This is a genomic window from Leptospira dzoumogneensis, assembly GCF_004770895.1.
Lineage (GTDB): Bacteria > Spirochaetota > Leptospiria > Leptospirales > Leptospiraceae > Leptospira_B > Leptospira_B dzoumogneensis.
Genome location: NZ_RQHS01000015.1, coordinates 19,792 through 33,981 on the forward strand (window position 1 = coordinate 19,792; position 14,190 = coordinate 33,981).

The following is a 14,190-nucleotide window of genomic DNA, read 5'->3' on the forward strand; positions in this document are numbered from 1 at the left end:
GAAATCTGCAAGTGTTATAAAAAAAGACACCGGTCTTCATAAGAGACAGGCACAAATCTTACAAAGGGCCTATGAAATGCAAATCAATATCCCACCCTTTCTCTTTCCGATTTTTTGCGATGCAAAGAAAAATACTTTTCGTTCTAGCTCAAGTTTTGCACATTCAAAGCCGCATGTTTTTGTGTCGATTGTTTGTCTTATTCATTCTTATTTTTGAAACCTTCTACTCTTGCAAAGAAGAAGCAGGAGATCCCAATCCTTATGCGGATGTTCTATCTTCAACTCCTCTTTCCAAGATAGAAAACTATGTCGGGTTGGAGTCTCGGGATTGGTCTTCTAGGATCTATAACTTGGACAAACAAGCCTTAGATTATGTAAATGAGTTAAATCGAGTGGATGGATTTACGGAATCACCTTCTCCTATCAAAAATATAGACACATTCAAATCTATTCTGTTAGATTCATTGAGTTCTCAAACACTGCAGGTCCGGTCTCTTCTCGAAAATAAACTATTTCGTATTTATGTCTGCGAGAATTTAGGAGGATCTGCAGTTACAGGGATCGTACGTAAGGAAGGCAAATCTATAGGAGGATTTGTGATCTTAGATGCGAATACCTTAAATCGGAATGCAAACGATTGGATCAGCTATAAGGAAAATTCTACATTCCAAAAAGGAAATTTAAGGATACGTATCCGGATAGAAGAAGAGAAACAAAACACTAAGGCAAATGCACTTCGTTATATTTTGCTACATGAATTCGGACATATTTTATCCGAAACGGAAAACATAGGTCCAAGTTTTTTCTCGGCTAAAAGATCTTATACGAATTTAGAATTTTATAAAGAAGTTTGGAAATCGGAGAAGGTCAGCTATTTGGATGATTCCCTCTTTACCGTAAGACCTCGGATCCGATTTTATTCCGGATCACTTTCTCTGGAGGATAACTGGGAGAAAATTTATCCTGTCCTTTTGAATACACCATTCCCCACATTATATTCTGCGGCAAATGCTGATGATTTTTTTGCGGATTCTTTTGTTTCCTATGTTCACGTAGTTTTAGAAAAGAAACCTTGGGAATTGGAAATATTAAAGAATGATAAACCGATCTTCAAAATGGGAAACGGTATCACGACAGATTCCCTGGAAGTTCAGAGAAAAATTTTAGAAAAAATTCTTTCTCAGTAATTCTTTCACACGCAGAGGTGCAAAGACGCAGAGTTTTTGAGTTTGTAGGAGTTCCAACACGAGGTTAAAATGCATGTAGGAGTTCCTACATGAGGTCTTACTTGCCAATTTCAAGTGTAGGAATTCCTGCGTGACAATTAAAGCATAAGTATATGTTTTCTCTCTGCGACTCCGTGTCTCTGCGTGAAAAGAACTTTGCGCCTCTTTGAATCTCCGTGCCTCTGCGTGAGAATATCTCTGAGACTCACTTTTCTCTACATCTCAAAGTTTAAACTTATCCACAGACTTCAAAAGTCCTTCCGATTGTTGGTGCATTTCACCTGAATAAGAAGTGAGATCATCCGCTCCGGAAGCAACTTCCTGGGTTCCCTCCGAGATACTTACTATCGTTTTAGTGATCTCGTCAGTAGCCCTCTTCTGTTCCTGGACCGCTTCCTCGATCTGTAAACTAAAACTCATTAAGAAATTCGCAGATTGATGAATGTCCTGTGTATTCTTCTCTTGGGTACGAACGGATTCCAGCACCTTCTTCGCAGATAATCCGAAGGAATCCACTGAGGTTCTCAATTTACGAAGTATATCACTCGCCTCTTTCACCTTAGTGTTCCCGTTATGGACCGCATTATTCGTGGAATCCACAAGCTCTCCTATCTCCTGCACGGAAGAAGAAGTCTGAGACGCAAGCTTACTGATCTCTTCTGCAACTACAGCAAACCCTTTACCTGCTTCTCCTGCTCTTGCAGCTTCGATTGCAGCATTCAATGCAAGAAGATTTGTTTTTTCAGAAATTTCAGTGATAATGGATAAGATCTCGTTAATACGACTCGCACTTTCTCCAATCTCATCCATAGCCTGATTCGTTGCACCCATCGCATTCTCACCGGTAACTGCTCGTTCCTGGGATTCGGATGCGACTTGAGATAATGTTTGCATCTCGTTGTTAATGGTGCCTATCTGCTCACGAAGAAGAACTACGTTCGTATCTATCTCCTTCATATTCTCTATCGCTTTTTCCATGGACCTACGAACATTCTCCGCGGATGCGGCAAGTTCTTCTACTGCTGCAGACGATTCCTCCGCTGCTGACGCTTGTGCTTGGGCTACATCCGAGAAGTTACGACTGGATTCCGCCATTTGATCAGAAGTGCTATTCAGTTTAGTTGAAGAAGTTTTGATATCCAAGATGATCTTGGAAAGATTCACCTTCATCATATCCATTGACTTGAGTAGTTTTCCTATCTCATCTTCTCTTGCTATTTCTATATGAGAAGTCAAATCTCCATCCGCTATTTTCTCCGAGAAACCGATCGCTTCCAAGAGTCCTAAAGTAATGAGTCGATTGAAGATCAAATTCAGAATGATCAGTATCACTACCATGATCACAAGTGAAGACAAAATTGTCTGCAGGATCACCCCTCTCATATCGGACCAAAAGATAGAATCAGGGATGGATACTTCTACGGCCCAAGGTTTATCATAATTTCCTAATAAAAATGGAAAAAAATGATGTCCTTCTCCGCCTCCATGCAGAGAGAAAGGTTTTCCTTTAGCGATCCCTTCCGTGATCTGCTTCAACCATTCTTCGTCCGGGTTCTTTTTCCCGACCAAAGAAGGATCCTTCCCATTTGCGGCATACGTCCCATTTGGAGAAACAAGTGTAAGATAACCTTCTCCCCTAAACGGTTTGATCGGTCCCAATAGTTCCTGCAAGTTTTCCATAGCGAGGTCAATGCCCACTACTCCTGAAAAACTTCCTCCTCTAAATACCGGTTTCACTAAGGAAACCATAAGTACATCCTTTCCACCTACAGGATATGAAAATGGATCCGCGACAAAATCATGAAGTGTCTTTTTAGGAACAGTATAGAATGCCCCGGACTCATCCAGATTTTCGTAATATATCACAGGCTCTACGGTAACTGCACCTTTAGATTTGTTTATATAAGGCACGAATCTTCCTGTGCCGTCATGATAAGGAGGTTTATTCTTAAATCTTGCATCCTGTCCGTCGAAACCGTTAGGTTCAAATACGACCCAGGTCCCGAAATAATATTGATTGGCCTCCACCAATTTCCAAAGAGCGGCTACCACTTCTTCTCTTGCAGGTTTAGAAGATTCTAATATAAATTGGGTTCCCCTAAGGGAACCCAATGCGGAATCCAAAAAGTCCTTTACCTCATAGGCAAATCTTTCTCCGGCCATTCTAGACCCGTCTTCCACCTGATACTTCAGGCTGAAATACGATCCGATAGAGTTGATTACGGTCAAAATAACCGAACCCGAAAGTAAAACTATCGATAGATAAAGTGAAATCCTGAAGCGAATACTCATTTTACATATTCCTTATATACTTAGAAGTTTTGGCTGAACCCTATACTGAACCAAACCAAATGAGAAGGAATTTTCTGCAGAAGATAAGACTCTCTTACTGATTGCCTCAATTGGTCCGGTATAGAAGTGGAGGAATTGATAAAATCCAATACCAACTGATTGGCAGGACCGTTCACCTTTCCAGGATCCACGATCTTACCGTCCTTGGAAGTGGTATTTACATAACCACCAGTCGCTCCGTAATAATTATCTGTATCATACATATATAAATTAGGTCTATATACGTCCGCCGCCTTCACGAAAAACTTTCCGAAAAAGAAAGTGATCGTAGAAGTTATATCCTGGATCCCGTATCTATTATCCACGATATTATTACTCATCGCATAACCTATATTCACCTGAGGAAGTATCCTGAAAAAATTCCCTTCAAAGAACTCATGCCCCATCGTTAAAGACAGATAATTTTTACCCGCCATCAAGCCTGCATTTTCCTGAGAGAATTGAGTATAAAATGAAATTGTAGGATTCGCCCATTGCAAGAAAGGCAATTTCCAAAAGAAAAAATATTCCTGCCAAGCTAAACGGGTGATCTGGGTAGAAGGATTATTCGCTCCGGAAACTCCCTGCGCAGCCGCAGAATTAAATCCTCCTAATGCAGGAGAAGTATAAGCCGCACTCTTTTGGAAAGTGTTATAGAACCAGATACCTGCCGTAAAAGTTCCCCAGCTTGTTTTTTCAAAATTATAATAGAATGCGTAGAATAAACCATCCGATCGTTTCATACCATTCTGTTCTTTTTTGAAACCTGGAACATCCCCGCCGCAAGTGGAACCGGTCGTAGGATTTCCCGCCATAAAGTTTGCCTGAGTATCATACGGACAAGCAGAGTTTAACGCGTCTGGAGAAGGAGCTGAGAACGGGCTTAAAGAACCTGAGGATCCTTGTCCCGCATAACCTGGTCCGGCTCCTCCCGGATACATTTGAAATCTTCCGTCATTATCTCTATCATTACGTTCCGTTAATTGAAAGTTTCCCCAAAACTGTACCTGGAAACCTTTTAACGGAGTATTAAAAGTTACGGTAGGCTGGTAAGAAGGAACGAATGTCATAGCTCTATAACTTTCGTTATTTCTGCGGTTAGCGATCTCTCCGGAGAAACTCAATCCCCGCCAGATAAAGTCCGTGACCACCTCATGTATCACTTCTATAGAAGTATCTCCTCCGTTGCCGTTACTGGATCCTGCGCTTGGACCGTACATATTCGGAGGACCGGTCTCGACATGCCCCTGGGGAACATCTGAAACTTTTTGCGGGGTCGTTTTTTTATCTAAGGTAGAAGTACCGGTATTCTGTTTTCCTTTTTCATAACTTACCTGAGCTACATTGTCCTTATCCACATAACGAACATAGTCATCATTCTCGGCAACCAATACCTTTTCATCATCTTCTAAGATGATCTTACCTCGGACTACCTGTCCGTTCTTTAAACGAACGAAATCGGCTGAGAATATTTCTCCGAAACCGAAAAGAAAAAACAGTCCTGCCGCGAAAGTAAGCGGACGCTTCGGCCAAACTCCAAGGAACATAATTTTGTCTCCAATATAAACTAGGGCGGGCACCCTATTCCCTCTCGATCTTTCCCAAGTACATAGAGCGGTCTTCTACGGGGCGAGAATCCTCAAGGAGACGAAAAGAAATGTTGATTTATATTAACTCGTCACTCAAAAAATTTTATTATGCGAAATATTGATAATTTATTTCTGAACGTTTGAAATGTTTCGAATAGTTCACATTTTCAACCTGGCCGGGATCAGGAAAATTTTGCCTTATTCTTTCCACACAATCACAACAAAGCCCGAATGAAAAACCAAAGCGCCCAGTATTTTTGTTTTCAAAGAGAGGTTTTCACTTTCTATTAAATAGAGAGTGGATCCCGAAAATACGAAACAAATGGACAAGGATCTCCAGAGGGAATTAGATGCGGCGAATCAAAGGATCTCCGAATTAGAGAAAAAAGTAGAAAAACTCTCTCGCTCGGAATCAGACAATCGTCTTTTGAGATCCTTGATCGATTACTCTCCTTCCGCAATCACGATCGTAAATTCGGAGACCGGGATCTTCGAGGTAGTTAATTCAACGGCTGAAATCCTTTTCGGATACACTAGAGAAGAATTCTTAAAATTAGGTCCCGCCGATATTTCTCCTCAATTCCAACCGGATGGAAAAACTTCCAAAGAATCCGCTTACGAAAAAATATCCCTCGCATTACAGGGACAAACTCCGGTATTTAGATGGGATCATTGCAATAAAAACAAAGAGATCATTCCTTGCGAAATACATTTAGTAAAGATCCCTGGTTCCAATAATCTAGTCCGCGGAAACATAATAGATCTCAGAAAAGAACTCGCAGCGGAAATTTTACTCAAGACCAGAGAAGAACAATTAGATCTCGTTATAAAAAGTGCAGACCTTGGATTTTGGGATTGGAATATTCCGAACGGGGTCGTAATACCCAATGAAAGATGTGCGGAGATCCTCGGATACACTTTGGAGGAGTTCCTACCCACCTCCGAATTTTGGAGATCCAGGATACATCCGGACGATCTGCCTCTCATAACGCAGGGATTGCAGGATCATATAGAAGGAAGATCCGAACTATTAGAGAGTGATTTCAGAATGTTATGCAAGGACGGATCTTGGAAATGGATCCGTTCTAGAGGAAAAGTTTGGGAGAGAGATAAGAACGGAGCCCCAGTTCGAGCCCTAGGCATCCATATAGATATTACGGAAAAAAGAGAAACGGAAAAGATCTTAGAAGAAAAGGAAAGCACCTTGGATCTCGCAGTACAAGGCGCTAATCTTGGTATATGGGATTATAATATTATAACAAACGAACATCATGTGGACGATAATTGGCTGAAGATGTTGGGTTATAATCCCGGAGAAATCGTACCCACATACGAATTTTGGAATGAGAGCCTTCATCCGGAAGACAGGGACAAAACAAACTCGGCCTGGCAAAGTTATGTTAAAGGAGAATTACCTTCTTATTCTGCGGCATTTCGTTTAAAATGTAAGGACAGTTCTTATAAATGGATCTTAACCAGAGGTAAAATAGCGGAGAATGATCCGGAAGGAAATCCGGTCAGAATGATCGGAATCCATATAGATATATCGGAACAAAAGCAGACAGAGGAAGAATTAAGAGAAACAAAACTTTTCTTAGACAGGGCCCAAAAAACGGCAAAGATAGGAAGCTGGGAATACGACATACCTTCCGGAAAGATGACGGCTTCCGAAGGTCTTTATCAAATATTAGAAACGAATGATAGAATGCTTGTACCTACATTCGACTATATGCATTCGAATGATAGAGAAAGAGTAGAAGAACATTTTAAAAGATCCGTAATAGAAGGGGTATCTTCAGAGATAGAATATAGATCCATCACACCTTCCGGAAAGGAGAAGATCCTTTTAAACAGGACCGACTTTCTAAAAGACTCCGAAGGAAAGGTGCTTAAACTTTTAGGAACGATCCAAGACATTAGCGACGAGATCAAAAGAAAAAAAGAAGAAGAATACAAAACGAACATAGAAAGACTCACTTCTTCCATTTCCACCGAGTTGATCAATCAACCTATATTAGAAATTGAAGAGGCAATCTCCAATGCGATCTTAAAGATCACCCAAACATTCAAAATGTCCAGGGGTAATTTAGTATTGTACGATACTGAAAAATTGACCAGGACTTTGGTATACGAGTTCATTGTTCCCGAAGCGAAAAACCAAGAGGCAAGCTGGCCTGCGGAAAGCCCGGTAGATCCGAATAATTTTCTCACAAAGAAGATCCTGGAAGGGGAAATAGTCACACTTCAACTGGAAGATTTTCCGGAATCGGATGCACGAAATAAAATGCAGTCTCTGCAAATTCAATTCTTGATCGCAGTTCCTCTTACCTTAGAAGGAAAAGTTGTCGGCGGTTTAGGAATGACTTCCGAAGTCCCTCTGAGGCAATTGGGAATGAAGTTCGGGGAATTCGAACTCGCGAACTTAAAAGCGATCGGAGAGACACTTACTAACGCAATAGAAAGAAAAAGAAAACATAGCGACCTGATCGCGGAAAGGGATCTTCTATCTGAGATCATGAAAACTTCAGTGGCAGCGATCACCGTATTAAATCCTCAGGGAGAAATTTTATACGCGAATCCTTCCGCAGAAAATGTTCTCGGACTAAGTTTGGATGAGATCCAAGAAAGAAAATACAATGCACCCGAGTGGAAAGCTACCTCTATAGACGGAGGAGAATGGACGGCAAACGATCAGCCGTTCATGAGGGTACTTACCTCCGGGCAGCCCGTATACGATGTCAGGCATGCAATAGAGGACGAATTAGGAAAAAAGAAATTTTTATCCATTAACGGAGCACCAATCAAGGATACTTCCGGAAAAATAAAAAATCTAGTCTTCCTAGTAACGGATATTACCGAATCACTTTCAGCCGAAAAGGCATTAAAGTTAAGCGAAGAAAGACTCAGACTTGCGTTAAACGCTTCCAAGATGGGAACTTGGAGCTGGAATTTAACGGATAGAACAGCTCATTGGTCCTTGGATACTGCTTCCATTTTCGGAAAAAATATAGAGGAGTTTGACACCAACACTTCCGTTTTCATGGATCTAGTACATCCGGACGATCAAAACCTGATCCGAAAATACGTAAGAGCGAGTCTATTAGGAAAAGATAATTCCCTCAATATAGAATATAGGATCTTTCATCCTGACGGGACTATCCATTGGCTGGAAGTCAAAGGCCAGGTATATCGGACACCGAAAAGAGTTGCCGCAAGAATGGCCGGGATAGTCGCAGATATCACCGACAGGAAAAAATCGGAGGAAAAATTAAAAGCAAGCGAGGCGAGGTTCCAAACCTTCTATAGATTTGCAAACGAGGCGATCATATTCTTAGATCCAAGAACGGAAAGTATCTTGGATACCAATCCCGCTTTTTTAAGAATATTCGGTTTTAACCAAAAAGACATTCATTCCGTTTCTCCGGTTTCCTTATTCACTCCCGATTCCTGGGCCACATTACATGCAAGAATACGTTCCTTCGAAAGTTCTGAAAATCTGGAGCTGAGAGCGATACGTTGGAACGGCCAAGTGTTTTCCGCAATAGGAAGCGTTCACTTTTATACGGAAAAAGAAACTTACGTAGCTGCAGTAAGCCTTCTAGATACTTCCGCCATCCAAGAGGTGGAAGAATTAAAAGTGATCAATGACGAGATCTCCGTCAGAAATAGACTGATAGAGATGCAAAAAAATGAGTTACAGGAAACATTAGAAAACCTTAAAAAAGCTCAGGCTCAGCTCATCCAATCCGAAAAGATGGCCGCCCTGGGGCAATTGATCGCAGGTGTGGCTCATGAGATCAATAATCCGATCGGGGCAGTACAAGCATCCAACCAAAATCTGCAGGAATGCCTGATCCGTTTTCAAACAATTCTACCTGATGTACAAAATGTATTAACCGGAATGAACTCGGAACAGGTGGAATCTTTCCGCGAATTTTTGAGTCTGGTCAGACAGCCAAAAGACCAACTGGCCGGAATGGAAGAAAGAAACGCCAAAAAAAGTATAGCAGTACAATTGAAAGAATTGAATATTCCTTCTCCTTACTCGATTGCGGATACCCTGACCGATATGGGATTTAGAGAATTGCCTAAGATAGCACTTCCATTCCTGGTCTGTGAGAAAGCAAGTGTGCTCTTGGAATATTCCGCACTGGAAGCATTCTTCTTTTCCAATACGAATACGATACAGATCGCCGTGGACCGGGTCTCTAAGATCTTATACGCTTTAAAAAACTTTTCTCATTTCGATACCACTTCGGAAAAGATCCCTGCATCCATTACTGAAAATATAGAAACGGTCCTCACGATCTATCAAAACCAGCTCAAAAAAGGGATCCAAATCTCCAAAGAATACGAAAATATTCCAAAAACATTATGTTATCCGGATGATCTCATTCATGTATGGACAAATTTGATCTATAACTCTTTACAAGCGATGGAATTCAGAGGGACAATCAAGATCAAGGTTTATCAAAAAGTGGACTCTATCATCGTGGAGATCATGGACAATGGACCTGGAATTCCTGAAAATATTCTGGATAAAATTTTCCAGCCATTTTTCACCACAAAACTTCCCGGAGAAGGAAGCGGTTTAGGACTGGATATTGTGAAAAAGATCGTAGAAAAACATGAAGGAAAGATAGAAGTAGAAACAAGACCCGGATTTACGATGTTCCGGATCCTGCTTCCTTTTTTAGAAGTTAAAGTTTAAACTTATCCACAGACTTCAAAAGTCCTTCCGATTGTTGGTGCATTTCACCCGAATAAGAAGTGAGATCATCCGCACCGGAAGCAACTTCCTGGGTTCCCTCCGAGATACTTACTATCGTTTTAGTGATCTCGTCAGTAGCCCTCTTCTGTTCTTGGACCGCTTCTTCTATCTGTAAACTGAAGCTCATTAAGAAATTCGCAGATTGATGAATGTCCTGTGTATTCTTCTCTTGGGTACGAACGGATTCCAGCACCTTCTTCGCAGATAATCCGAAGGAATCCACTGAGGTTCTCAATTTACGAAGTATATCACTCGCCTCTTTCACCTTAGTGTTCCCGTTATGGACCGCATTATTCGTGGAATCCACAAGCTCTCCTATCTCCTGCACGGAAGAAGAAGTCTGAGACGCAAGCTTACTGATCTCTTCTGCAACTACAGCAAACCCTTTACCTGCTTCTCCTGCTCTTGCAGCTTCGATTGCAGCATTCAATGCAAGAAGATTTGTTTTTTCAGAAATTTCAGTGATAATGGATAAGATCTCGTTAATACGACTCGCACTTTCTCCAATCTCATCCATAGCCTGATTCGTTGCACCCATCGCATTCTCACCGGTAACTGCTCGTTCCTGGGATTCGGATGCGACTTGAGATAATGTTTGCATCTCGTTGTTAATGGTGCCTATCTGCTCACGAAGAAGAACTACGTTCGTATCTATCTCCTTCATATTCTCGATCGCCTTTTCCATGGATCTACGAACATTCTCCGCGGATGCGGCAAGTTCTTCTACTGCTGCTGATGATTCTTCCGCTGCAGAAGCTTGTGCCTGGGCTACATCCGAGAAGTTACGACTGGATTCCGCCATTTGATCAGAAGTGCTGTTTAACTTGGTTGAAGAAGTTTTGATATCCAAGATGATCTTGGAAAGATTCACCTTCATCATATCCATTGACTTGAGTAGTTTTCCTATCTCATCTTCTCTTGCTATTTCTATATGAGAAGTCAAATCCCCATCCGCTATTTTCTCAGAGAAACCGATCGCTTCCAAGAGTCCTAAAGTAATGAGTCGATTGAAAATCAAATTCAGAATGATCAGTATCACTACCATGATCACAAGTGAAGACAAAATTGTCTGCAGGATCACCCCTCTCATATCGGACCAAAAGATAGAATCAGGGATGGATACTTCTACGGCCCAAGGTTTATCATAATTTCCTAATAAAAATGGAAAAAAGTATCTGGTATGACCCGCACCTTTTATCTGAAAGTCCTCTCCTTTTAAACTCAGTTCTTTTACTTGGGCACGTATATTCTCATCCGGAATTGCCTTACCAACTAAAGAAGGATCTCCTCCATTTGCGGCATAGAGTCCGTCCGGCGATACTAGGGCCAAATAACCTTCTCCCCTAAATGGTCGGATCGGCCCCAGTAATTCCTGCAGATTTTCCATGGCGATATCCGTTCCAACTGTTCCTACGAACTTTCCACCTCGTAAGATTGGCTTAACCATGGAAACCATAAGAACATCTTTTCCGCTCACCGAATATACGTACGGATCCGAGATAAAATCTTTTTGGGTCTTTTTAGGAATTCTATAATAAAAGCTGATCGTATCATCCACGTCATAAGATTCTGCGAATGTGATCTTTAAATCGCCGGTTGCCCTATTCCAGTAAGGAATAAACCTGCCGGTCGCATCATGATAAGGAGTATTCTTATATCTTGCATCCTGCCCGTCGAAAGCGTTGGGCTCATATAACACCCAGGTCCCGAAAAAATGAGAATCGGTTTCGGCTAACTTCTTAAGGGAAGAGATCATCTCTTCTCTATTAGGATGAGAAGTTTCCAGCATAAATTGAAAACCTCTTAAAGATCCTAAAACTGAATTTAAAAAATTTGAAATTTCATACTGATAACGTTTACCGGCCATGGTAGATCCTGAATCCACCTGAGACTTTAAACTGAAATAAGAGGAAAATGAATTGATACCCGCCAGAACAAAAGAGCCTGTCAAAAGTACGATCGCTAAGTAGAGTGAAATCCTGTATCTGATACTCATAGTAAAAGCCCTAAATTATATTTTATTCTGATTTTGGAAAGGAGAAGCGAAAGATAGTGCAGCCGGGTTCACTTTCCCAATTCCAACTGCCTCCGTATTTTTTGGAAATGGAAGCCGCAACCGCAAGTCCTATACCTGCGCCTTCTCCTTCCGATTTTCCGGAAGATAAAACTTCTCCAACTTGTTCTCTGATGTTCTTAGGAATACCGGAACCGCTGTCTTCCACTTCACAGACAATTTTTGATTCCGCATCATAGATACTTACTCTAAGTTTTCCTTCCCCGGACATTGCCTGGTATGCGTTATCCACTATCTGCGTCCAAAGCCGTACCAAATCTTCCGGGATACATCTCATGGTCGCTTCGGAAATATAATTTCTTTCGACAGTGACCCTGTTCCCGCCGGCACCTTCATATACTCCGAGCACAACTTCCATCGTATCCGAAACCTTTACCCATCTTTCTTTGTCTTCTTTCGCGGTCCCTGAATAGGTTTCTAATGCGGACACAATTTTATACATTCTATCTGTGGATCTATGAATGACTTCTTCCGAAATTTCCAGTCCTCTGACCGCCATTAAAAATTCGGAGATACGCTCCCATTCGGAACATCTGCATAATTGAAGAATGAATTCAGGGCAATCCGAAAACCCTAACTCGGCTACGACGGCCGCCTTATCCCCGGCATCCTCTATTTGTTCCTGCCTTAAGAAAGCTTCTATGGAATGCCTGGTTTCCCTGAACTTTTTACCGATCTGTTCTTTATGATTTTCTAATGTTCTCTTTAAGGTGATATTAAAAAACTCCCTTTCCATCTCGTCTGCTTGGGTTAGGTATTCGAAAAGAAAAGGCAGAAGTATCGTAATTCTTTTTACGTAAAAGGAAATATTCTCCCTGGACGCTCCGATCGCTCCGAGTGGATTATTGATCTGGTGGCTGACAGCGCCGGAGATCCTGCCTATCGCAGCTAATCTTTCGTTCCTAAGTAAGGTTTCTTGAGCGGTTTTTAATTCCCCTAAGGTGACTTCCAATTCTTCTTTTTGAAGGCGGATAATTTCGTTACGTGAATAAATTTCGGCAGATTCTCTTAAGATCTTTTCCGATCGGATCTGTTGATCGATCGCGACCAGTAACTTCTCCTTCATATTTTCCAATGTTGTAAAAAGATGATGGATCTCATCCTGAAATTTCCTAGTAGGGATCTGAGCGGAATAATTCCCTGCTCCCAAAGAATCTGCAAATGTGGTCGCTTCGGATAAACCTTCCGAGACGTATTTACAAAAGAATCTGTCCAGAAAATACAGACATACGGGTAAAAGCGCAAACGTGATCAGCAAACATCTTAGAATGATAGGTCCCAGATCATTCCAAAGGACCGAGTCCGGAACATAAACTTCGATCGCCCAGTTCTTTCCATAAGTTCCCATACTGAATGGAAATATGTAGGAGTTCCCACCTTCTACCGGATAAGCGAAAGGTTGTCCGGAAGCTAAGGATTTTTGGATGGAATCTTTTACTTCAGGAGTTCCAGCATTCTTTCCCTGCAAAATTCCTTTGGCACCATGGACCGCATATTTTCCACCTGGAGAGATCAATGCCAAATGTCCGTCACCGAACGGTCTTTTGGAGAATAATTCTTCCTCCAGATCGGAAAGTTTTAGGTCCAGGCCTACGATCCCTATAAATCTTCCCTCACGGCTGATCGGCCGGATCAAGGAGATCATAAAAATATTCACTCCTTCTAACGGATAAAAATAAGGTTCTCCGACAAAGTCGCTTAACGTGGCTTTCGGGATCTGGTAGTAGTTACCGCTTTCGTCGGTATTATCATAATAAACACTTTCTTCTAAACTGATCTCATCCGGATCCTTAATACTTCTATGAAAGTATGGAACAAATCTACCCATAGAGTTGGAACCTTTACGCCCGACAAACGAAGCGTCCTTTCCATCAAAAAGATTCGGTTCGAAAACCGCACCGGCCCCTAAAAATCTTTTATCATTCTGAAAAAGATCCACTAGATCTTTTTCAACGGAAGCGCGAGAAGGACGAGTAAGTTCCCAGCGAGTTTTAGCTTCTCCCACTTTGTTAATTGCTTCGGAGAAAATTTTACGCACTTCGAAGGATGCACCTTCCGCTTTTGCAAACGCAGCTTCTTGGGAAGAAACTTTGGAATCATAAAATGCGGCTGCGGCCACTAACATAGTTAGCAGAACTGAGAATGCAAATAGAACAATAGCGCAATAAAGAGAGAAGCGCGTTCGAAGGCTCATTATGC

6 protein-coding genes are annotated in these 14,190 nt (G+C 41.6%); 2 read left to right on the top strand and 4 right to left on the bottom strand.

Translation table 11 applies throughout. From position 1 onward, the window contains the following. The first annotated feature begins 173 nt into the window (after positions 1–173). On the top strand, positions 174–1,187 hold the full coding sequence (locus EHR06_RS09510; RefSeq protein WP_244288559.1) for a hypothetical protein: 1,014 nt from the start codon (positions 174–176) through the stop codon (positions 1,185–1,187). Between the two features lie 261 nt (positions 1,188–1,448). Here the strand turns inward: EHR06_RS09510 and EHR06_RS09515 are convergent, their stop codons facing one another. Both EHR06_RS09515 and EHR06_RS09520 read right to left on the bottom strand, forming a co-directional pair. Next, positions 1,449–3,518 (bottom strand): methyl-accepting chemotaxis protein, encoded by a 2,070-nt coding sequence (locus EHR06_RS09515; protein ID WP_135756787.1) that lies wholly within the window; start codon positions 3,516–3,518, stop codon positions 1,449–1,451. A 20-nt stretch (positions 3,519–3,538) separates the two neighbouring features. Continuing rightward, positions 3,539–5,104, bottom strand: a complete 1,566-nt coding sequence (locus tag EHR06_RS09520) for an LA_0442/LA_0875 N-terminal domain-containing protein (protein WP_244288560.1) — start codon at positions 5,102–5,104, stop codon at positions 3,539–3,541. A gap of 364 nt (positions 5,105–5,468) precedes the next feature. Here EHR06_RS09520 and EHR06_RS09525 point away from each other — a divergent pair, with 364 nt between their 5' ends. Beyond that, positions 5,469–9,857 carry a PAS domain-containing protein gene (locus tag EHR06_RS09525; protein ID WP_135756788.1) on the top strand — a complete coding sequence of 1,463 codons (4,389 nt, stop codon included), beginning with the start codon at positions 5,469–5,471 and terminating at the stop codon, positions 9,855–9,857. On the opposite strand, the gene EHR06_RS09530 is transcribed toward EHR06_RS09525, so the two are convergent. Together EHR06_RS09530 and EHR06_RS09535 are read right to left on the bottom strand one after the other, a co-directional pair. Beyond that, complete coding sequence (locus EHR06_RS09530) at positions 9,847–11,913, bottom strand: methyl-accepting chemotaxis protein (RefSeq protein ID WP_135756789.1); 2,067 nt, start codon at positions 11,911–11,913, stop codon at positions 9,847–9,849. The genes EHR06_RS09525 and EHR06_RS09530 overlap by 11 nt on opposite strands. Positions 11,914–11,935: 22 nt before the next feature. Continuing rightward, entirely contained in the window at positions 11,936–14,185 is a 2,250-nt protein-coding gene (locus EHR06_RS09535; protein ID WP_135756790.1) for an ATP-binding protein, read from the bottom strand. Positions 14,186–14,190 lie beyond the last annotated feature (5 nt).

Coding starts and splice junctions, on each gene's coding strand:
- EHR06_RS09510 (WP_244288559.1), top strand. CDS start 174: ATGTTTTTGTGTCGATTGTTTGTCTTATTCATTCTTATTTTTGAAACC.
- EHR06_RS09515 (WP_135756787.1), bottom strand. CDS start 3,518: ATGAGTATTCGCTTCAGGATTTCACTTTATCTATCGATAGTTTTACTT.
- EHR06_RS09520 (WP_244288560.1), bottom strand. CDS start 5,104: ATGTTCCTTGGAGTTTGGCCGAAGCGTCCGCTTACTTTCGCGGCAGGA.
- EHR06_RS09525 (WP_135756788.1), top strand. CDS start 5,469: ATGGACAAGGATCTCCAGAGGGAATTAGATGCGGCGAATCAAAGGATC.
- EHR06_RS09530 (WP_135756789.1), bottom strand. CDS start 11,913: ATGAGTATCAGATACAGGATTTCACTCTACTTAGCGATCGTACTTTTG.
- EHR06_RS09535 (WP_135756790.1), bottom strand. CDS start 14,185: ATGAGCCTTCGAACGCGCTTCTCTCTTTATTGCGCTATTGTTCTATTT.